At 72.3% G+C, this 19,326-nt stretch carries 18 protein-coding genes; 5 read left to right on the top strand and 13 right to left on the bottom strand.

Annotated elements, in window-relative coordinates:
- Nucleotides 1-207: 207 nt before the first annotated feature.
- From FHS44_RS21270 to FHS44_RS21255, 4 genes are all read left to right on the top strand, one after another.
- Entirely contained in the window at nucleotides 208-441 is a 234-nt protein-coding gene (locus tag FHS44_RS21270; protein ID WP_184717293.1) for a hypothetical protein, read from the top strand.
- A 9-nt stretch (nucleotides 442-450) separates the two neighbouring features.
- Complete coding sequence (locus FHS44_RS21265; RefSeq protein ID WP_446697302.1) at nucleotides 451-696, top strand: BldC family transcriptional regulator; 246 nt, start codon at nucleotides 451-453, stop codon at nucleotides 694-696.
- Nucleotides 697-704: 8 nt separating this feature from the next.
- Nucleotides 705-3,617 carry an ATP-binding protein gene (locus tag FHS44_RS21260; protein ID WP_184717291.1) on the top strand — a complete coding sequence of 971 codons (2,913 nt, stop codon included), beginning with the start codon at nucleotides 705-707 and terminating at the stop codon, nucleotides 3,615-3,617.
- Nucleotides 3,618-3,819: 202 nt separating this feature from the next.
- Nucleotides 3,820-5,004, top strand: a complete 1,185-nt coding sequence (locus FHS44_RS21255; RefSeq protein WP_184717289.1) for an FAD-dependent monooxygenase — start codon at nucleotides 3,820-3,822, stop codon at nucleotides 5,002-5,004.
- Here FHS44_RS21255 and FHS44_RS21250 read toward each other — a convergent pair.
- The 8 genes from FHS44_RS21250 to FHS44_RS21215 form a co-directional block, all read right to left on the bottom strand.
- On the bottom strand, nucleotides 5,001-5,918 hold the full coding sequence (locus tag FHS44_RS21250) for an IclR family transcriptional regulator domain-containing protein (RefSeq protein ID WP_246435779.1): 918 nt from the start codon (nucleotides 5,916-5,918) through the stop codon (nucleotides 5,001-5,003). The two genes, FHS44_RS21255 and FHS44_RS21250, sit on opposite strands and share 4 nt — an antisense overlap.
- A gap of 92 nt (nucleotides 5,919-6,010) precedes the next feature.
- A complete protein-coding gene (locus tag FHS44_RS21245) occupies nucleotides 6,011-6,997 on the bottom strand; it encodes an amidohydrolase family protein (protein ID WP_184717287.1) in 987 nt (328 codons plus the stop codon).
- 91 nt (nucleotides 6,998-7,088) lie between these two features.
- A complete protein-coding gene (locus FHS44_RS21240) occupies nucleotides 7,089-7,697 on the bottom strand; it encodes a hypothetical protein (protein ID WP_184717285.1) in 609 nt (202 codons plus the stop codon).
- Complete coding sequence (locus FHS44_RS21235) at nucleotides 7,694-8,419, bottom strand: ABC transporter ATP-binding protein (RefSeq protein ID WP_184717283.1); 726 nt, start codon at nucleotides 8,417-8,419, stop codon at nucleotides 7,694-7,696. The genes FHS44_RS21240 and FHS44_RS21235 overlap by 4 nt, the downstream gene beginning before the upstream one ends.
- The gene (locus tag FHS44_RS21230; protein ID WP_184717281.1) at nucleotides 8,416-9,162 is read right to left on the bottom strand and encodes an ABC transporter ATP-binding protein; all 747 of its coding nucleotides are present in this window, start codon (nucleotides 9,160-9,162) and stop codon (nucleotides 8,416-8,418) included. The genes FHS44_RS21235 and FHS44_RS21230 overlap by 4 nt, the downstream gene beginning before the upstream one ends.
- A complete protein-coding gene (locus FHS44_RS21225) occupies nucleotides 9,159-11,099 on the bottom strand; it encodes a branched-chain amino acid ABC transporter permease (protein WP_184717279.1) in 1,941 nt (646 codons plus the stop codon). The genes FHS44_RS21230 and FHS44_RS21225 overlap by 4 nt, the downstream gene beginning before the upstream one ends.
- Nucleotides 11,096-12,397: an ABC transporter substrate-binding protein gene (locus FHS44_RS21220; RefSeq protein WP_184717277.1), complete on the bottom strand. Its 1,302-nt coding sequence runs from the start codon at nucleotides 12,395-12,397 to the stop codon at nucleotides 11,096-11,098. Before FHS44_RS21220 ends, FHS44_RS21225 begins: the two co-directional genes overlap by 4 nt.
- The gene (locus FHS44_RS21215; protein ID WP_184717276.1) at nucleotides 12,390-13,616 is read right to left on the bottom strand and encodes an FAD-dependent monooxygenase; all 1,227 of its coding nucleotides are present in this window, start codon (nucleotides 13,614-13,616) and stop codon (nucleotides 12,390-12,392) included. The genes FHS44_RS21220 and FHS44_RS21215 overlap by 8 nt, the downstream gene beginning before the upstream one ends.
- A gap of 255 nt (nucleotides 13,617-13,871) precedes the next feature.
- Between FHS44_RS21215 and FHS44_RS21210 the strand changes: the two genes are divergently transcribed.
- Nucleotides 13,872-14,618, top strand: coding sequence for an IclR family transcriptional regulator (locus tag FHS44_RS21210; RefSeq protein ID WP_184717275.1), 747 nt, complete (start codon nucleotides 13,872-13,874; stop codon nucleotides 14,616-14,618).
- On the opposite strand, the gene FHS44_RS21205 is transcribed toward FHS44_RS21210, so the two are convergent.
- Genes FHS44_RS21205 through FHS44_RS21185 form a run of 5 tightly spaced genes read right to left on the bottom strand, consistent with a single transcriptional unit; the run spans nucleotide 14,615 to nucleotide 19,326 of the window.
- The gene (locus FHS44_RS21205; RefSeq protein WP_184717274.1) at nucleotides 14,615-15,553 is read right to left on the bottom strand and encodes a glycoside hydrolase family 113 protein; all 939 of its coding nucleotides are present in this window, start codon (nucleotides 15,551-15,553) and stop codon (nucleotides 14,615-14,617) included. The two genes, FHS44_RS21210 and FHS44_RS21205, sit on opposite strands and share 4 nt — an antisense overlap.
- On the bottom strand, nucleotides 15,550-16,167 hold the full coding sequence (locus FHS44_RS21200; RefSeq protein WP_246435778.1) for a TetR/AcrR family transcriptional regulator: 618 nt from the start codon (nucleotides 16,165-16,167) through the stop codon (nucleotides 15,550-15,552). Before FHS44_RS21200 ends, FHS44_RS21205 begins: the two co-directional genes overlap by 4 nt.
- Before the next feature lie 42 nt (nucleotides 16,168-16,209).
- Complete coding sequence (locus FHS44_RS21195) at nucleotides 16,210-17,388, bottom strand: thiolase family protein (RefSeq protein ID WP_184717273.1); 1,179 nt, start codon at nucleotides 17,386-17,388, stop codon at nucleotides 16,210-16,212.
- 1 nt (nucleotide 17,389) lies between these two features.
- Nucleotides 17,390-18,262, bottom strand: coding sequence for a hydroxyquinol 1,2-dioxygenase (locus FHS44_RS21190; RefSeq protein WP_184717272.1), 873 nt, complete (start codon nucleotides 18,260-18,262; stop codon nucleotides 17,390-17,392).
- On the bottom strand, nucleotides 18,259-19,326 hold the full coding sequence (locus tag FHS44_RS21185; RefSeq protein ID WP_184717271.1) for a maleylacetate reductase: 1,068 nt from the start codon (nucleotides 19,324-19,326) through the stop codon (nucleotides 18,259-18,261). The genes FHS44_RS21190 and FHS44_RS21185 overlap by 4 nt, the downstream gene beginning before the upstream one ends.

Below are 19,326 nucleotides of genomic sequence, written 5' to 3'. Positions count from 1 at the left end.
TGCGGCTCAGTCTGGAGGGGTCTGAGCCGCACACCTTCGCAAGGCGGCTCCCGCACCGATGCGCTCGGTGTGTTGGGGAAGGGGGAGCCGCCTCGCGCACCGGCCTCGTGACGCGGGGCCGGTCCCTCTACCGGGTGCCCGGTCCGTGCTCCCCGGCTCGGGGCCGGGCACCCATCCATGCCCCTGTCCTCCGAACAGAGGATCACCATGACCGATTACGAGCAACGGCTGATCGACGTACTTGTCAGTACTCATCCGGGCTGGCGGTACGAGCAGCGTGACCTGCCCGGACTGCCTCGGTGGTGGGCTATCCGCTACGACCCGCTGCGGCCTGACCAGCGCGAAGCCGGGGCCCGGGACGTGCTGGGCCGTACCAGCCTGCGGCGGTTGGTCAGGGCGTTGGCACGTCACGACGAGATCCTCCACAACCTCCGCTACTGAAGGCCATGCATGCCGTACAGGACAAAGAAGAAGCCCCCCGCCAAGGCCGTCGCGCCCGACGGGACCTTCGCCATGGGAGAGACCACCGACCGGCTCCTCACCCCCGGGGAGGTCGCGCACATCTTCGGGGTGGACCCCAAGACCGTCAACAGATGGTCTCTCACCGGGAAGATCCCCTCGATTCGGACCCCGAGTGGGCAGCGCCGCTACCGACAAAGCGACATCAATCAACTCATCAGTACTGACAGGGGATAATCACTTTTATGCAGTTTGGGATCCTGGGGCAGACCCGTGCGTGGCATGACGACGGGCGTGAGGTTCAGCTCGGGGGTCCCGCGCGCCGCAGGTTGCTCGCGTTGCTGCTTGAGAGCGCCGGTGAGGTGGTCTCCGCCGATCGGCTGGCCGACGAGGTCAATCCCGGTGAGGCGCTGTCCGCGCACGCGTTGCAGTCCCAGGTGTCCCGGTTGCGTACGGCCCTGGGCTCGGCGGCGACGATCGAACGGGCCGGGGCGGGTTACCGGATCGCGGTTCCCCGGGACGACGTGGACGCCTTCCGGTTCGAACGGCTGGCGCGTGAGGGCCGGGACGCGCTTCGGGAGGAGGACGCCGAGCGCGCGGCCACGCTGCTGCGGGAGGCGCTCGCGCTGTGGCGGGGCCCTGCCCTGGACGATCTCGCCGAGAGTCCCGCCGCCGTCCGGCTTGAGGAGTCGCGGCTCACGGCGCTTGAGGATCGTGCGGAGAGTGACCTGCGGCTCGGCGGGCACCGCGCGCTCGTGCCGGAGCTGCGGGAGTTGGTCGGCCGTCACCCGCTGCGGGAACGGCTGACGGGGTTGCTGATGCGCGCGTTGTTCGCCGAGGGTGGGCAGGCCGCGGCGCTTGTGGCGTTCGAGGAGACCAGGCGGCATCTGGCCGACGAGCTGGGCGCCGATCCCTCGGCCGAGCTTCTCGCGTTGCACCGGGAGTTGCTGGCCGCCGACCCGTCTCCCCCGCCCGTCGCGCCGCCCGCCCAGCTCACGTCCTTCGTCGGCCGCGCCGAGGATGTGGGCGAGGTCGCCGAGCTGTTGCGTACGGCCCGGCTGGTCACGCTGGTCGGTCCCGGTGGCGTCGGCAAGACACGGCTCTCGGTCGAGGTCGCCGGGGACGCGGGAGGCGCACGGGCCGACGACGTGTGCTTCGTGGAGCTCGCCGCGTTGCGGAGCGGTGCCGAGCTGCCGCAGGCGCTGCTGGGGGCGCTCGGCCTGCGGGAGAACGGCCTGCGGATGGAGGCCGGGGAGCAGCGGCCGGTTGACCGCCTGATCGCGGCGCTCGCCGACCGGGTGCTCCTGTTCGTCCTGGACAACTGCGAGCACCTGGTGGAGGAGGTGGCCCCGCTGGTGGCACGGCTGCTGGCCACCTGCCCCCGGCTGCGGGTGCTGGCGACCAGCAGGGAGCCGCTCGGTATCACCGGGGAGCACCTGTGGCAGGTGCGCCCGCTCGACGACGAGGCGGCCGTACGGCTGTTCACCGACCGGGCCCGTGCCGTACGGCGTGGCTTCGCTGTCGCCGGCACGGCCGACGAGGGCATTGTGCGGCGGATCTGCGCCGCTCTCGACAACCTGCCGCTGGCCATCGAGCTCGCCGCGGCCAGGCTTCGCACTCTGGAGCTCGACGACCTCGCGGGGCGGCTCGACGACAAGCTCGCCGTCGCGGCGCGCGGCAGCCGTACCGCGCAGGAGAGGCACAGGACGCTGCGCGCGGTGGTCGCGTGGAGCTGGGACCTGCTGTCGGAGGCCGAACAGCGGGCAGCGCGGCGCTTCACCGTCTTCGCCGGGGGCGCGAGTGCCGAGGCCGCGTCGCGGGTGTGCGACATCGACGACGAGACACTCGACTCCCTGGTCGACAAGTCGCTCCTTGAGGTCGTCGGCGGGCGTTACCGGATGTTGGAGACCATCCGGGCCTACGGTGCGGAACAGCTCGACGCGGCCGGGGAGGCCGATGCCGTACGGCGTGCGCACGCGCGCAACGTCCTCGACCTGCTGAGGGTCGCCGGGCCGTACCTTCTGCGGGCGGAGCAGTTGGGGTGGCTTGAGGTCCTGGCGCGTGAGCACGGCGACCTGCTGGCGGCGGTGCGCTGGGCCGTCGAGTCCTCGGACGTGGCCATGGGGCTTGAGCTGCTCGCCTCGGCCTCGACCTACCTGTGGATCCGTGGCGTCTCCCCCTCTGTCACGCCGTACGGCGTCGCGCTGCTCGACGCGGTGGGTGAGGGGCCGCCCGCCGGGCTCGGGGAGGAGTACGCGGTGTGCGTGCTGCTGGCCGCCTCCTGCTCCGGGGGGCAGGAGCTGTGGCGGCTGCACCGCGCGGCGGCGGGACGGGCGCTGGCCGACGCGTGGCCGGGCGACCGGCCTGGACGGTATCCGGCCGTCCTGCTGCCGTGGATGATGCGCAACACGGGCGGGGCGAGCGCGATGGAGGCGTTCGCGCTGCTCACCGCCCAGCGGGACTGCCCGGAGGCGTGGGCGCGGGCGGCCGCCCGATACGTGCAGGGGTTCGGGTCGCTGGGGGAGTCCATCGGCGGGAGCGACGGCCGCGGGGCTGAGCGTGCCTGGGGGGAGGCCGTCGAGGAGTTCCGTGCGCTTGGGGATCGGTGGGGTACCGCGCTGGCCCTGGACGCGCTCTCCGGTCTGGCGGTCATGCACGGTGACTATGCGCGGGCGGTCGCGCTGATCGACGAGGCGCTCGCCCTCACCGAGGAACTCGGAGCCCTTGAGGACGGCGCCGACCTGCTGGTCAACCGGGGCGACCACCTCGTCGAGACCGACGTCGAGGCGGCCCGCGCCGACTATGTCAGGGCCGCCGCCCTGGCCCGCAGGGCGGGCAGCTCGAACTGCATCGGGGCCGCCCTGCGCGGGCTCGGGGACATCGCCCTGCGGGTGGGCGACCTCGCCGAGGCGGAGCGCGACTACGCCGAGGCGCTGGATCGGATCGACCCGCTCTGGATCAGGAGCGCGGGCAACCGGGTACGGCTGCTCGCCGGACTCGGCCGCCTCGCCGACACACGTGGTGACCGGGCCACGGCCAGGGAGCGTTTCCGGCAGGCCATGGACTCCGCGACAGCCGTGACCGGGGCCTCGGGGACGGACGCGCTCCGCCTGATCGGCCTGCCGGAGAGCCTTGTGGAGGTGGTGAGCGCACGTTGAGAGCCCTGGCGGGGAGTTCCGTGGGGCGGTGAGGGTCTCGTGAAGGTGGCGAGCGTACGGTGAACGCCTTGGCGAAGAGTCTCGTGGAGATGGCGAGTGCGCGGGGATGGGCCTGGTGGGGGGCTCGTGGAGGTGGGGGGCTCGTGGAGGTGGTGAGCGCGCGGTGAGGGGGCGGTGAGGGGGGCGGGCGAGAGTGTGCGGCATGAGAAGCCTCAACGTCCTGATCTCCGGTGCCTCCGTCGCCGGGCCCGCGCTCGCCTACTGGCTCGACCGGCACGGTTTCAAGCCCACGATCGTGGAGCGTGCCCCGGCGCTGCGTGAGGGTGGCCACGCCGTCGACTTCCGGGGGGAGGCTCACCTGTCGGTCCTGCGGCAGATGGGGATCCTCGACAGGCTCGAAGCCGTCCAGACGGACATCACCTCGACGTGGTACGTGAACAGCGAGGGCAAGCACCAGGCGAGGATGCCCGACGACCTGTTCTCCGGGGACGTCGAGATTCTCCGGGGTGACCTGGCCCGCGTCCTCTACGACGCGACCAAGGACCGTACCGAGTACATCTTCGGTGACTCCATCACCTCGCTGACCGAGGACGCCGACGGGGTGAACGTGACCTTCGAGCGGGGGGCGCCGCGCAGGTTCGACCTGGTGATCGGCGCCGACGGGCTGCACTCGAACACCCGGCGCCTGACCTTCGGGCCGGAGGAGAACTTCGTCAAGCACCTGGGCGTCTACTGCTCTATCTTCACCGTCGGCAACCACCTCGGGCTCGACCGCACCGGGCACGCCTATCTCACGCCGGGCAAGCTGGTCTCGATGTACACCGCCAACGGCAACGCCGAGGCCAGGGCCGTCTTCTACTTCGCCTCTCCGCCGCTGGACCTCTTCCGTCGCGACGTGGAGCAGCAGCAGGCCGTACTGGCCAAGCACTTCGCGGGCAACGGCTGGCAGAGTGACCGGTTGCTGCAGGAGATGCGCCATGCGCCCGACTTCTACTTCGACTCGGTCGGTCAGGTCCGCATGGACAACTGGACCCGGGGCCGGGTGGCCCTGGTCGGCGACGCCGCCTACTGCCCCTCCTCCCTGTCCGGCATGGGTTCCGGGCTCGCGCTCATCGGTGCCTACGTCCTGGCCGGGGAGCTGGCCGCCGCGCACGGTGACCACCGGGTGGCCTTCGGCCGCTACGAGGAGGCGATGCGGGACTACGCCCTGGGCTGCCAGAAGATGGGCGACGGGGTGGCGGGCTACATGGTCCCCGAGAGCCGTCTCCTGTCCGCGTTCCTCAAGCAGTACTACAAGGTCATGCCGTACATGCCGGGCAAGAAGATGATGGTCGCGAAGACCCGCAAGGTCGCGGAGAACATCGCCCTGCGGGACTACGCGAGCTAGTGGTCGAACGAGTTATCCACAGTTTCCACAGACTCGTACACAGGTTCGACGGGGGTCACCATACGCTGGGGAGCGGAGTGGATGAGCTCGTAGTCGCGGCTGATCGCACCGGCCGCGCGCAGGAGGAGGGGGAGCAGTTCGTCGATCAGTCGCGCGTGGCTGACCTCGGCGGTGATGGCGGTGACGTTGACCGCCGCGATGGTCCTGCCGTCCCCGTCGCGCAGTGGGGCCGCGACGGAACGGACCCCCGCGGCGACCTCCTCGTCGGTCGAGGCCCAGCCCCGGGCCCGGATCTCGCGGAGTTCGGCCTTCAGGTCGTCGGTGTTCCCGCGCCGGTGGGGGGTGATCGCCGAACGGGCGGGGGTGGCCAGGGCCGCGTCCAGGGCGTCGGCGTCGAGGGCGGCGAGCAGGACCTTCCCCAGGGCGGTGCTGGCGGCGGGCAGCCGGGTCCCGACGTCGATCCGGACGGAGACGACCTTGGGCACCTCGACGCGGGCGACGTAGAGGATGTCGGCCCCGTCGAGCTGGGCGATGGAGGCTGCCTGGTTGGTCTGGGCGACCAGGTCACCCAGGTGGGGGCGGGCGATCTCCCAGAGCCCGGTGGACAGGGTGTAGGCCATGCCGAGTTCGAGCACGCGGGGGGTGAGGACCACGCCGCCGGGGACATGCCGTACATATCCCAGGCTTTCGAGGGTGAGGATGATGCGCCGGGCGGTCGGCCTGGCCAGGCCGGAGGCGGTCGCGACATCGGTGAGGGACATCGGCACCCGCCGCGTGCCGAAGCACCTGAGCACGTCGAGCCCACGGGCCAACGCCTCGATGAAGTCGGGACCGGCGTTGTCACGCGGCATCTGCGGCCTTTCGTCGAACGGCGGGGTCAGGGCTCTGACGCCAGGGTCCCGGAACCAGGGCATCGGGTCCAGGTTAGCGAAGGCGTCCGGCGGGCGGTCCGGTGTCCGGGCTGTACGGCCTGGCGTCACGGAGCCCTGTCCCCCTCCAGGTTCGACTACCGACCGGCAGGCGGGCGGGCGACCGCCGTACCGGAAAGTCGTCGGGCGGCACGGGGGAACAGGTCCGCCGCGCGGCGCATGACGCCCTCCGCCTCCTCGGCTGACAGGGTGCCGCAGCCCGCCAGGTCGCGCAGGTTGGCCTCGGCGGAGGCCTCGGTCGTGCAGGGGGCGCCCCAGTCGCTGCCGTAGACGATGTGGTCGGCGCCGACTGTCGCCATCGCGGGGAGCAGTGACGAGGCCGCGGCGGTCGCCGCCGTGTCCACGTAGAGCCGGGAGACCTGCGCGTCGATCTCCTCCGGAGTTATCCCGTGCGGCACCCACGCCTCGTCGCCGAGCAGGCGCAGCCGTCCGGTCAGCGCGGGGAAGGCGCCCCCGCAGTGGGCGATGACGAAGGTGATGTTCGGATAGCGGCTGAACGTCCTGCGGAACAGCATGTCGAAGACGGTTCTCGCGGTCTCGAAGGCCACCTCGTACAGCGGCGCCGGGTGACCGAGGACGGCGGGGCGCCGGGCCTCCGGGTGGACGAACACCACGGCCCCCCAGTCGTCGAGCCGTTCCCACAGCGGCGTGAGCGCATCGTCGCCCAGGTGGACGCCGTGCCGGTCTGCCGTGACGGCGAACCCGTCGGCGTCGAGAAGCTCACGGGCCCGCCGCGCCTCCCGCAGGGCCTCGTCAGGGTCCTCGGTCGCCAGCCCCGCCAGGAGACCGAAGCGCGACGGATGGTCCGCCACGAGCGTGGCCCCGTAGTCGTTGGAGGCCCGTACGGCTGACGCCGAGCCCGGGATGTTGCTCAGGAGCTGCATGGCGATTCCCGAGGCGTCCATGTGGGCGAGCGTCCGTTCCAGGGACCATTCGTAGGGTTCCGGGAAGTAGATCCCCCTGCCGAGCATGGCCTGCCACGTCCGCCGACGCTCGTCCGGCGTGCTCGGCGGGGAGAAGTGCGCGTGGACGTCGATGTGTCGCACGGTGTCCTCGTCTTCCATCGAAATCTTCCATCGAAGCCCTTCCGGGCCCCTCCAAGTCCCTCCGAGCCCCATCGAGCTTCTCCGAGCTCATCGGGCTCTATCGAGCTCCTCAGGCGAACAGGGCCAGGCCTTCTTCGATCTCCTTGAGCGGGCTCTGCTCCAGGAGCGGTGCCAGCAGTTCCCGCGCCCTGGCCGGGGAGACCAGCGCGGACGCGTCCACCTCGTCCACCCGCCAGCTTCCGCAGTCGTCGTAGATGCGCTCGCCGACGAGCAGCCCGTCACGGTACGGCCAGCAGGCGGCGAAGTTGTGCGACACCTGGTAGGTCCCCTGAGGATCGACGTCCTCCCCGGCCAGCGCCGGGTCGGTGCCCCGGACCACCTGGGCGAACACGGCCTCGATGAAGAGGCCGTGGTCGGAGACGGCGACCTCCTCCTCAAGGGCGCCGAAGACGTTGACCCCCTGGGTGACGATGGCCTCGTAGAAGTCGCGCACCTCGGCCATGCCGTCGCACACCGTGGTCCTGCCGCGCTCGGTGAGCCGGTAGACCGGGTGGGCCACGGTCATGGTCGGGATGAGGATGTCCTCCCAGTAGCCGGAGACCTCAAGGAGCGCGTGCCTGCGGTAGTTCTTCAGCACGTGCCGGTGTTTCGGGTTCTCGACGACCGCGAGCGCGGCGTCGACACCCTCGGTGATGCCACGGACGTCAAAGACCTTCATGGTTTGTCTCCTTCTGTGGGGTAGGCGGACGGCCCGAGGTAGGCGCCCGCGAGTTCGTCGATCCTTGGCCGCATCTCCTCGACGGTTCCCGAGGCCGCGACCGTCCCGCCCGCCATGACGTGGACGCGGTCCACCCACCGCAGCGCCACGTGCACGTGCTGCTCGACGATGAGCACCCCGCATCCCCGCTCGGCTGCGACCCGGCGGAGCACGGGGAAGAAGGCGTTGACGACCAGCGGGGCCAGTCCGAGGCTCATCTCGTCCACGACCAGCAGGCTCGGGTCACGGCACAGGGCCCGCGCGAGGGCGAGCATCTGCTGCTCCCCACCGGAGAGCGCGGCGACCCTGCGCCCGCCGAGCCGCTCCAGCGCGGGGAAGAGGTCGAGCACCCATCCTGGCGCCCGTCGTGTACGGCAGGCGAGCCTGATCGTCTCGTCCACGGTCAGGGAGGGGAACAGCGAGCGGTCCTCGGGGACGTGCTGGATGCCCGCCCTGGCACGTCGCGCGGGCGTCAGGGCGGTGACCGGCCTGCCGTCCAGGGTGATCTCCCCCGCCTGGAGACCGACCAGGCCGGAGATCGCCAGGAGTGTCGTGGTCTTGCCCGCGCCGTTGGCACCGAGCAGGGCGACCAGCTCCCCGCGTTCCACCGAGAGACCGACGTCCCGCACGACGGGCACGGCCCCGTACCCGGCCGTCAGCCCCCGAACGTCGAGCAGACTCACCGAACCGCCTCCTTCCCGATTCCGGAACCGTCCGGGCTTTCGGAGTCCTCGCCCTCGTCAGCTCCCAGGTAGGCCGCGATGACAGCGGGGTCGTGCCGTACGGCATGCGGGGGGCCGTCGGTGATGACCTCGCCGAAGTCGAGGACGCACACCCGGTCGCAGATCCCCAGCACGAGCGGCATGTCGTGGTCCACGAGGACGACCGAGGTGCCGGAGGCGACGACGTCGCGCAGGATCTCCCCCAGCAGGGCGCGTTCGTGTCCGTCGAGTCCGGCCGCCGGTTCGTCCATCAGCAGCAGCTTCGGGGACCCGGCCAGCGCGCGGGCGACGCCGACCAGGACGCGCTGCCCGTGGGACAGCTCGCCGGGCATCCGCTCCGCCAGCCGGTCGATGCCGAGCCGTACGAGAGGGCTGACGGAGTGGCGGCCGACGGCGGTGCGGACGTTCTCCGCGACCGTCAGGTCCTCGAAGAGCTGGAGCGTCTGCCAGGTCCTGGCCACCCCCATCCGGGCCCGTTGGGTGGGGCCGTGGCGCCGGAGGTCCCGGCCCTCGAAGGTGAGGGAACCATCCGTGAGCGGGGCGAATCCGGTGATCGCGTCGAGCAGGGTGCTCTTGCCCGCGCCGTTGGGGCCGATCACCCCGACCAGTTCGCCGGGCATGATCTCGACGTCGATCCTCCTGAGCGCGCACACGCCGCCGTAGTACAGCGACAGCGCCTCGGCGCGCAGCAACGGCACGGTCATGACTCCCCCAGAGCGAGTCGCCGTACCCGCAGGGAACGGGCCGCGTCGGCGACGCTCACCGCCACGCCGTCCGGCGAGCCGATCACGGTCAGGACCACCGCGAGCCCGGCGAACAGCGGCTGGTAGTCGGGGGGTATGCCGAACCACGTGGTCACGGCGTGGAACAGCAGGCCCTGCGCGACCAGCAGGCCGCCGACGAGCGCGCCGCCGACGGTTCCGACCCCGCCGAGCACGGCGACGCCGAAGAACGCGATGGAGGTCAGCGGCCCGAAGCGGTCGGCGCTGACGCCGGTGAAGGTGTAGCCGTAGAGCACCCCGGCGACGCCCGCCAGCAGCCCGCCGATCGCGAAGGCGAGGGTCTTGACGGCGCCGACGTTCACGCCGGTCGCGGCGGCTGCGGCCTCACTGGAGCGTACGGCCAGCATGCGCGCGCCGAGGTCGGAGCGCCGCAGCCACGCCACCAGGAACACGCACCCCAGCAGGGCGGCCAGGACGACGAGGCCGAAGCCCTGGCTGGGCGGTTCCGTCCCCCAGAACGAGCGGGACGGGGAGATCTCCATCCCGAAGACCGTGATCGGCGCGACGTTCGCGGGCCGCAGGCCGCTGCCCCACTGCGGGTTGCCGAACCAGAACCGCTGGGCGGCCACACCCCCGGCCAGGGTCAGCACCGCCAGTTGGAGGCCGCGCACTCTCCTGGCGGGCACCGAGAACAGCAGGCTCGTCAGCACCGCGGCGGCGATCCCGGCGAGCGGGGGCAGCGGGAACGGCAGGCCCAGGTCCCCGCCGACCGTGGCCATCACGTATCCGGCGGCCCCGGCGACGGCCATCTGGGCGAAGGAGATCTGGCCGACGAAGCCCGTCGTGACGACTACCGACAGGCAGAGGACGGCCCCGAGCATGGAGTTGACCAGCGCCTGACGCCAGTCGAACGGGAGCCCGGCCAGGGCCGCGACGGCGACCACGGCCCCCACGGCCATGGCGGGACCGGCGCGCCGGGGCCGGGGCGCGCGGGGCATCGGGGGCGCGACGGCGGTCAGCCGGTCGGGCAGCGCGCGTCCCCTGAGGTAGAGGGTGACGGCGAGCACCAGGAAGGGCACCAGTTCGGTCACGCCGGGCAGCGGCGTTCCCTCGACCTGCGGGAACCACGACTGCCCCTGGAGCAGGGCGATCAGCGAGTTCACCACGCCGAGCCCGAACGCGGTGGCGACGGTGACGCCGAACGAGGAGAAGCCGCCGAGCAGGGCGGCGGTCAGCACCGGGACGACCAGCAGCGTGAAGGTCGTCGGCTGCAACTGGGTCGTCGGGGCGGCGAGCATGCCGAACAGGCCGCCGAGCACGCTCGCGATCACCCAGTTGGCCACTTCGAGGCGGCCGGTGGACAGGCCGAGCAGCACCGAGCCCTTGGCGCTGTCGGCGGTCGCCCTGGTCGCGATCCCGAAGCGGGTGTGGCGGTACAGCGCCCACAGCAGGGCCGTCGCCACGATCACCAGCCCGGCCAGGAGCAGGCGGTCCTGGGGGATCGAGACGCCGAGCAGGTCAACCGTCTCCTGCGGCAGGATCGCCGGGGCCGCGACCGGGTCGGCGCCCCAGCGCAGCACGATCACCGCCTGCGCCGTCAGCAGCACGCCCGAGGACGCGACGAGCTTGGCGAGCGGCCCGGCCTTGGCCAGCGGCCGGTAGACCAGCAGGTACTGCAGGGCACCGAGGACGGCCGCCACGACCAGGCCGATCACCAGGGCGAACGGGACGCCGGTGGTGCGCAGTTCGGAGTAGACGTAGGCGACCAGGGCGGCGGTCGCACCAGCGGCGACGTTGATGACGCCCGAGGAGCGGTAGGTCACCACCAGCCCCGTGGCGAGCCCGGCGATGAGCGCGCCGTACCCCAGGCCGAGCGCCACGAAGGCGAGGACCTGTTCCGGACCGAGCGACGACGTCATCGCGCGAGACCGATGCTCTCGGCGTTCACCTCGACGGAACGTTCCCATTTGCCGTCACCCAGGTAGGGGCTCAGGAAGACCGTGGTCGAGCAGAGCGAGGGCAGGCCCTTGTCGGCGAGGAAGCCGCAGCCGACCTTCTCGGGACCGAGGAACAGCGGGCCACCGAACCCCTTCCACCAGCCGGAGACCTGCTCCGGGGTGGGGGTGGCGCCGAGCTGGTTGAGCATCTTCACGTCGAGGATGATCGAGTCCCAGGCGTAGGGGGCGAGCCCGCCGACCTTGGCGCCGGGGGCGTAGGCCTCCATGGCGCTGCGGTAGATCGCGGCCTGCTCGTCCGTCTCCGGGGACAGCACGTTGCGCGACTGCCCGACATATGTCCATTTGGGCAGGTCACCACCGTTCGCCTGCCGTACCGAATCATCGGTGCAGAAGTCGAGGGCGATCACCGGTGCCTTCACCCCGAGTTGCTGTACGGCTCGCGCGGTCGGCACGCAGCTCGGCGTGTTGGAGATCCGCACCACGGCGTCGGCGGTGAGCGCCCCGGCTGAGACGAGGGCCGAGGCGACGTCGGCGGAGCCGGTCTGGGTGGCGACCTGCTTGAACGTGACCCCGAGCTGGCCAAACGCGGCGGCGACCGACTTGGCGCCGAAGGCGGACCCGGGGTCGTCGCCGTCGTAGACCACGGCGACGTTCTTGGCCTTCAGCACCTCGGCGACGTATTTCGCGATGCCGCCCTGGATGCCGTACGAGCCGGGCCAGGGCTGGTAGACGTCGCGGGCGGCGACGTCCGTCGGGGAGGCGGGGGTCTGCCCGACGACAGCCTTGCGACCGGCAAGGGTCTCGTAGACGGAGGCGGTTCCGACGGTCAGCAGGCTGAGCTGGACGACGTTGATCCGCTCGTCGCCGGCCATCCGCTGCGCGCAGTTGAGCGCCTCCTCCTGGGCGGAGACGACGACGCAGGGGACGAGTTCGAGCGGGCGGCCCTGGACGCCGCCCAGTTTGTCGTTGGCGAACGCCACCGCCGCCTGCGCCGCGGCCTGGGCCTCGGGGAAGCTCGGGATGCCGCCCTGCTGGGTGACGAACCCGATGTAGACGGGCGGTTTCGCCTTGTCGGCGGCGCCGGGCGTGCCCCCGACGTAGTCGCTCAGCGTGCGCTGCGCGACGTCCAGGCCCGGGAGCTTGGCCGTACTCGGAACCGGCTTCTGGACGGCTTCCTGCGCCGAGCAGCCGGTGAGGCCCAGCAGGAGGCCCGCGCCGAGGGCCACGGCCCCGCGCCGGGCACGTGTGCGGTCAGTCATGTGCGGCATCCCTCATGTCGTGGCCGTCCGACGCGAGCGTGGTCGCGGGGTCGTGGCCGTAGATCCATCCGTTGTGTGTCAGCGGGTCCTCGTTGGCGAACGAGGCGTCCCTGGCCCGCTGGGCCGGTCCGTCGGGCAGGTGGTTGGTCTCGGCCCTGTCCCTGCTGGCCCGCTGCACCTGGGTCGCCCGGGTACGGCGCAGCCGCTCGTAGCGTTCGAGGGCCCCCCGCGGTTCCTGTGGCCGTTCGGCCAGGCAGTGGGCTAGGACCGCGGCGTCCTCAAGGGCCTGGGCGGCGCCCTGGGCGTAGAAGGGGAACATGGGGTGGGCAGCGTCGCCGACCAGCGTGACGGGGCCGTTGGTCCAGCGGGGCAGCGGATCGCGGTCGAGAAGCGCCCACTGGCCGGTGTGGTCGGCGGCTGCGAGCAGGTCGGTCAGCTCGTCGGCCCACCCGGCGAACTCCGCCCGCAGGTCCTCGACACGGCCCTCCGCCGACCACGACTCGGTAGTCCAGTCGTGGGCCGGGCCGAAGGCGACCACGTTGACCTGTGCGCCCGCGGAGATCGGGTAGTGCACGAGGTGGCGGCCCGGCCCCAGCCAGAGCGTCTGCACCGGGCGCAGCGCGAACGCGGGGGCGCGTTCTGCGGGAACCAGGCAGCGGTAGGCGCACATCCCGGAGAACCTCGGCGGCCCCGCCTGGCCCACGAACCGTCCCACGGTCGTGTGCACCCCGTCGGCACCCACGACGACGTCCGCCGTCGTCCGCGTCCCGTCGGCGAAGGTCAACAGGACACCTTCGGGCCGCCGCTCCAGATCGACGAGACGGCTGCCGAGCCGCAGCGCCCGCCCGGGGACCGCCGCCCTGACCACGTCGAGCAGGTCGGCCCGGTGGGTGACGTAGCACTGCTCGCCGTACCGGCGCTCGCACTCCTCGCCGAGCCGCTGGGAGAACAGCACGCGCCCGTCGGCCCAGCGCCGGAACTCCCAGCCGACCCGCAGCGCGACCGCGCGTTCCCGCAGCCGCTCGAACTGGCCGAGGCGGCGCAGCAGCCGTACCGCGTTGGGCGAGACGACGAGGCCCGCGCCCACCTCGGTCAGCTCCCTGGCCTGCTCGTAGACGGTCACGTCGATCCCGGCGCGGTCGAGGAACGCCGCGGCGGCGAGGCCCCCGATCCCCCCGCCGACCACGGCCACCCGTGGCCCGGTGTCGCTGATGCCCATTGGCACACTCCTGTCGATCAAAAGGGGGAAACCGGCGGTGCCGCCGAGGGCGGTGACGGGGGCGCGAACGTCCCGCCGACGAGGCGGCGGGGTGCGCCGGTCGCCAGAGGTGGACTCTCCGGCGGGCTGCCCCAACGATCCGTGGCGGGTACGGCACGCCGCAGCACGTTGTCCGTTGGACGGACCCCTTTCTGGCCGACCGTGTTGGACAAAGCACACAATGGGGAGGAAGACCAGCGTGAACAGGTGATACACATGGCCAACAGCACCGACCGTGGTCGCACGGTCACGTCCCGGGCACTGGCGATCCTTGGCGCGTTCACCCCGGCGCAGCCGGAGCTGACGCTCGCCAGGATCTGCCGCGTCACCGGCCTGCGGCACGCGACCGCGCACCGCCTCGTCGGCGAGCTGACCTGCTGGGGAGCGCTCGAACGCACCCCGCGCGGCACCTACGTGATCGGCCTGCGGCTGTGGGAGCTGGGCACGCTCAACCCGCGCGGGCTGCCGCTGCGGGTGCGCGCGATGCCGTTCATGGAGGACCTGCATGCCGCGACCCGGCAGCACGTGCAGCTCGCCGTCCTCGACGGCGGCGAGGCCCTCGTCGTCGAGCGGATCTCCGCGACCGACGCGATCCCGGTCCTGTCGCAGGTGGGCGGACGGCTGCCGCTGCACGCCTCCGCCGTGGGCAAGGTGCTGCTCGCGCACGCTGACGAGGACCTTTTCGCCGAGATCGTCAGGGACAGCCTGCCCCGGTTCACCGCCACGACGGTCACCGACGTGACCGAGTTGCGGACGGCGCTGGCCGAGTGCCGCAGGACGGGCGTCGCCGTCGTGCGGGAGGAGATGAGCACGGGGGCCTACTCGGTGGCGACGCCGATCACCGACGTGCGGGGCCGGGTCGTCGCCAGCCTCTCCGTGGTCGGCCCCGACCCCGCCGTCCACCGCCTGGTCCCCGCCGTCGTGACGGCCGCCCGAGGCATCTCCCGGGGCCTGGCCGCCTAGGGCGCGTAGCGGGTGGCCATGGTGTGGAAGACCTCCCTGGGCCGCCAGGTTGTCGCGTCCAGCGTCTCGACGACGCCGTAGGAGCCCAGGGCGGCGTGCCCGGTGCGGTTGTAGGTCGCGAAGGTGAACCAGAAGGAGGTGTCGACTCCCGCCTCCTCGAAGGCGTCCGTCAGCTCGGTGAAGTAGCGGACCTGCTCGGTCTCGTCGCGGACGGCGCCCTCGGGGACGTGCCAGGCCATCCCGCCACGGTCCCCGGCTCCCGCGTAGGGGCAGGTGCCGAACTCCGTCACGGCCACCGGCTTACCGTGACGGAGGAGGCCGCGCAGCTCGTCGGCGAAGTCGGCGGCGTTGTACGCGGCCCGGTAGGCGTCCACGCCGACCAGGTCGAACGGGGTCCAGTCGACGAACTCCCAGGGGCCCGCGGCGTACGTCACCCGGCCGCCGAAGTGCTCCCTGGACACCTTGGCCGCCTCGCCCAGGAAGGCGTTGAGGCGCTCCATCACCGGGCCGAGTGACCGCCACCAGGCCAGGTCCGCACCGGCCATGGCGGTCAGCCGGTCCCCGTAGGTGGCCCCGGGCAGGAACCCGTTGCCGAAGGCACTGGTCTCGCAGCCGGGAACGAGGACGACCTCGGCGCCCGCCCTCCGGATGGCCTCGGCCCGCCGGGCGCAGTCGGCGTACAGGGCGAGCGTCTCGGCGGCGCCCAGGTCCACGGGGAAGGGGGAGAACCACACTTCGAGGCCCGCCTCGGCGGCCAGTTCGGCGGCGAGCGAGAGCCGCTCCGGCGTGCCGCCGGTGACGCGCACGGCGGTGCAGTGCAGTTCGTCGGCGATGACCCGGATGTCGCGCTCGACCGCCTCCGGGTGCCACTCCGGGCGGCTGGCGTTGCCGGGCAGGAAACCGGTCTCGTAGGTGACGCCTCGTGCGCGCCTCACCTCTCGTCCCCGCCGAACTCGCTGAATTCGCCGAAGGCCCGCTCCAGCAGGTCGAACGCGAGGTCGAGGTCGCCGCCGACGAGCCTGCCCGCGGCCAGCGGGGTCATGCCGTCCGTCAGGCGCTGGAAGAACGTCTCCTGGACGGTGCTGACCGCGGTGACGATGTGCGCGGCCATCAGCCGGACGCGGATGCCGTCGGGTTCGCCCGCCTCGACGAGGGCCTTGACCAGGGCCTCGGCCTGCTCGCCACGGAATCGGCTGACACCGGCGACCAGCGCGGGGCTCCGCTGGATGACCCGCACCATGGCGCGCAGCTCGGGGACATAGGAGCCCGCGGGCTCGGCGACGGCGCCGTGGTAGTGCTCGCGCAGCGCGCGCAGCGGCGTCTGGCCCGGCACGCGCTCGGCGACGACCCGCGCGAGGTCGTCGTCGAGCACGTGCAGGACCAGGGACTCCTTGGTCGGGAAGTAGCCGAACAGGGTCGCCTTGACGACCCCGGCCGCCTCGGCGACCTCGTTGACGGTTACCGCGTCGAACCCCCGCTCGGCGAAAAGGCGCATCGCCGTGTCCGCGATGTGGGCCCTGCGCTGTGCTCGCTTCTCCTCCGTGATCATGCCGGTCAGCATATATGAACTTGGTTCATAAACAAACCGGGTTCAGATTCTGACGTTCTCCAGGACGACCGCGAGACCCTGGCCGACGCCGATGCAGAGGGCCGCGACGCCCCAGCGTTCGCCGCGTTCGACGAGCACCTTCGCCAGCGTCCCCAGCACGCGGCTCCCCGAGGCGCCCAGCGGGTGGCCGATCGCGATGGCGCCGCCCCGGGTGTTCACGATGCCGGGATCGACGCCCCAGGCGTCCACGCAGGCGAGCGCCTGGACCGCGAAGGCCTCGTTGAGCTCGACCGCGCCGACCCGGCCCCACCCGACCCCGGCCCGGCGTAACGCCAGGTCGGCGGCCTCGACGGGGGCGTAGCCGAACATCCTCGGGTCGAGCGCCGCCGTACCCCGGCCCGCGATCCTGGCGATCGGCGTGCGCCCGAGGACGTCGGCGGCCCGCTCGGAGCCGAGCAGCACCGCGCCCGCGCCGTCGCTGAGCGGGGAGGCGTTGCCCGCCGTGATCGTGCCGTCCGCGCGGAAGGCGGGCTTCAGCGCGGCGAGCGCCTCGACGCTCGTGCCTGGCCGTACGGACTCATCGCGGGTGAGGTCGGTGCCGGGCACCGGGAGGACCAGGTCGTCGTAGAAGCCCTGCTCCCAGGCGGTGTGCGCGAGCCGGTGGGAGCGGACGGCGAAGGCGTCCTGGCGTTCGCGGGAGATGCCGAAGCGCTCCCGGAGCTGCTCGTTCGCCTCGCCGAGGGAGACGGTCCACTCCTTCGGCATGGCCGGGTTGACCAGCCGCCAGCCGAGCGTGGTCGAGACAGCGGTGACGTCCCCCGCAGGAAAGGCGCGGGAGGGCTTGGGCAGCACCCAGGGCGCCCTGGTCATCGACTCGACGCCGCCGGTCAGCACGATCTCGGCGTCACCGGTCTCGATCATGCGCGAGCCCGTCATCGCCGCGTCGAGGGAGGAGCCGCAGAGCCGGTTGACGGTCGTGCCGGGGACCGAGACCGGCAGTCCCGCCAGCAGCGCGGCCATCCTGGCGACGTTGCGGTTCTCCTCCCCGGCGCCGTTGGCGTTGCCCCACACGACCTCGTCGATCACGCCCGGATCGAGGCCGGTCAGGAGTCCCCGGATGACCCCGGCGGCCAGGTCGTCCGGCCTGATCCCGGCCAGGCCGCCGCCGAAACGCCCGAAGGGTGTCCTGGCCGAGCCGTACAGGAACGCGGAACCGGACATCTCACACCTCCGCGCGGGCGAGCACGATGTCGAAGCGCGTCCTGGACCAGGTGCCCTCGACGTGACGGCCGTCCGGGGTCGCCGTGCCGTACGGCTGGCGCTCGAAGTCCTTGACCAGCGACTCCTTGACGCCGAAGACGCTGTCGCGGCCGAGGAATTCGTCGCCCCTGACGAAGATGTGCGTCACCAGCCGCCTGAGTCCCGGCGCGGTGACCATGAAGTGCAGGTGGGCGGCGCGCATCGGGGAGCGGCCCACGGCGGCAAGCAGGGCGCCGACCGGGCCGTCGTGCGGGATCGGGTACGGCGTCGGCGTGACCCCCCAGAACGCGTAGTGCCCGTCGGCGTCACTGAAAAGATGCGCCCTGGCGGCCGTGCGCCCGTCGTCGTACTGGACGTCGTATCTCCCGTCCTCGTCGGCCTCCCAGACCTCGATCCTGGCGCCGGGCACTGGCCTGCCCGTCGTGTCGACGACGGTTCCCTCGACCCAGCACGGCTCCCCGGCCGCGCCGAAGGAGATGTCGCCGCCGACCGGCACCCGGGGGCTGTCCTCGACGAAGAACGGCCCGAAGACCGTGGCCTCCGTCGCGTCGCCCTCGGCCTCGTTGTTGATCGTGATGGTCTGCATCGAGGCACCGAGCACGTCGGAGAGCAGGATGAACTCCTGCCGTCTGGCGTCGGTGATGTGCCCGGTCGCGGTGAGGAAGGCGATGGCCCGCTCCCACTCCTCCTCGGTGAGGCGCGTCTCCCGCAGGAAACCGTGCAGGTGGCGCACCAGCGAGCGCATCACCTCCCCGAGCCTGGGGTCCCGGCACCCGTCGAAGGACCCGAGAACCCGATCGAGCAGGGCGGTCTCCCTGCGTTCCTGTTCGCTCATGACGTGCCTCCCCGGTGCGCGGCGTGCAGGAGTCCCAGCAGGTCCCGTCTGCCCACCGGCCACGGGTTGGCGTACGGCCTGGCCAGCACCTCGTCGGCAACCCGGGGAAGATCGTCTTCGGCGACCCCCAGCTCCTGGAGACCGCCGGGGGCACCCAGGCGCGTCGCCAGGGCCGTGAGCTTCGCCAGGGCGGCGGGCACGTCGTCGGTGTCGAGGACGCGGCGCAGTGCGGCGTCCGCCTCGGGGGCGGCGGGCAGGTTGAGGGCGGCGACGTGCGGAAGCACGATCGCGTGGGTCTCGGCGTGCGGCAGGTCGAACATGCCGCCCAGGACGTGGCACAGCTTGTGGTGCAGGCCCATCGTGGTCGCACCGAGGCAGGCCCCGCACAGCCACGCCCCGCACAGCGCCGCCCTGCGCCCGGCCCGGTCGCCGGGGTCGTCGGCCAGCAGCGGCAGGGCGTTCGCGAGGTCGCGGACGCCCCGCTCGGCCATCGCCGCGACCACCGGGGAGCCGTCGGGGGCGTAGAGAGCCTCCACGGCGTGGGCGAGCGCGTTGATCCCGCTGGTCACCGAGACGGCGGCGGGAAGCGTCATGGTCAGGTCCGGGTCGTAGACCACGCTCCTGGGCATCACGGCCGGGTCGCGGCCCGTCCTCTTCTCCGCGTTCTCGGTGAGCCCCCAGATGGGCGTCATCTCCGAGCCCGCGTAGGTCGTGGGCAGCGCGAGCACCGGCAGCGCCCGGCGCAGCGCGAGCGCCTTGCCAAGGCCGACCGTCGAGCCGCCGCCGACGGCGACGCAGCCGTCCGCGTCCGCCTCCGCCACGGCCGCCTCGGCGGCGGCGACGGTCTCGACGGGCACGTGCATCCGCGCCCCGTCGAACACGCCCGCCGCGCGTTCGCCGAGCAGCGCCGCCACCCGGGTGGCCAGTCCCCGCTGCTGCGGGGTGGACAGCACCAGGGCGCGCCGCATCCCGAGCCGCTCCGCCTCGGCGGGGAGCACAGCCGTGCTGCCCGCGCCGAAGACCACCCGCATCGGCTGGGCCTCGTAGACGAAGCCGTCCGTCAT

The sequence above is a fragment of the Streptosporangium saharense genome (genome assembly GCF_014203715.1).
GTDB classification, from domain to species: domain Bacteria; phylum Actinomycetota; class Actinomycetes; order Streptosporangiales; family Streptosporangiaceae; genus Streptosporangium; species Streptosporangium saharense.
The sequence above is the reverse complement of the archived record's forward strand: the minus strand, read 5'-3'. Positions and strand labels throughout refer to the sequence as shown.

What these genes read in the sequence shown, in the direction of transcription:
- FHS44_RS21270 (WP_184717293.1), top strand. Translation starts at nt 208, where the DNA reads ATGACCGATTACGAGCAACGGCTGATCGACGTACTTGTCAGTACTCAT.
- FHS44_RS21265 (WP_446697302.1), top strand. Translation starts at nt 451, where the DNA reads ATGCCGTACAGGACAAAGAAGAAGCCCCCCGCCAAGGCCGTCGCGCCC.
- FHS44_RS21260 (WP_184717291.1), top strand. Translation starts at nt 705, where the DNA reads ATGCAGTTTGGGATCCTGGGGCAGACCCGTGCGTGGCATGACGACGGG.
- FHS44_RS21255 (WP_184717289.1), top strand. Translation starts at nt 3,820, where the DNA reads ATGAGAAGCCTCAACGTCCTGATCTCCGGTGCCTCCGTCGCCGGGCCC.
- FHS44_RS21250 (WP_246435779.1), bottom strand. Translation starts at nt 5,918, where the DNA reads ATGCCCTGGTTCCGGGACCCTGGCGTCAGAGCCCTGACCCCGCCGTTC.
- FHS44_RS21245 (WP_184717287.1), bottom strand. Translation starts at nt 6,997, where the DNA reads ATGGAAGACGAGGACACCGTGCGACACATCGACGTCCACGCGCACTTC.
- FHS44_RS21240 (WP_184717285.1), bottom strand. Translation starts at nt 7,697, where the DNA reads ATGAAGGTCTTTGACGTCCGTGGCATCACCGAGGGTGTCGACGCCGCG.
- FHS44_RS21230 (WP_184717281.1), bottom strand. Translation starts at nt 9,162, where the DNA reads ATGACCGTGCCGTTGCTGCGCGCCGAGGCGCTGTCGCTGTACTACGGC.
- FHS44_RS21225 (WP_184717279.1), bottom strand. Translation starts at nt 11,099, where the DNA reads ATGACGTCGTCGCTCGGTCCGGAACAGGTCCTCGCCTTCGTGGCGCTC.
- FHS44_RS21220 (WP_184717277.1), bottom strand. Translation starts at nt 12,397, where the DNA reads ATGACTGACCGCACACGTGCCCGGCGCGGGGCCGTGGCCCTCGGCGCG.
- FHS44_RS21215 (WP_184717276.1), bottom strand. Translation starts at nt 13,616, where the DNA reads ATGGGCATCAGCGACACCGGGCCACGGGTGGCCGTGGTCGGCGGGGGG.
- FHS44_RS21210 (WP_184717275.1), top strand. Translation starts at nt 13,872, where the DNA reads ATGGCCAACAGCACCGACCGTGGTCGCACGGTCACGTCCCGGGCACTG.
- FHS44_RS21200 (WP_246435778.1), bottom strand. Translation starts at nt 16,167, where the DNA reads ATGATCACGGAGGAGAAGCGAGCACAGCGCAGGGCCCACATCGCGGAC.
- FHS44_RS21195 (WP_184717273.1), bottom strand. Translation starts at nt 17,388, where the DNA reads ATGTCCGGTTCCGCGTTCCTGTACGGCTCGGCCAGGACACCCTTCGGG.
- FHS44_RS21190 (WP_184717272.1), bottom strand. Translation starts at nt 18,262, where the DNA reads ATGAGCGAACAGGAACGCAGGGAGACCGCCCTGCTCGATCGGGTTCTC.
- FHS44_RS21185 (WP_184717271.1), bottom strand. Translation starts at nt 19,326, where the DNA reads ATGACGGACGGCTTCGTCTACGAGGCCCAGCCGATGCGGGTGGTCTTC.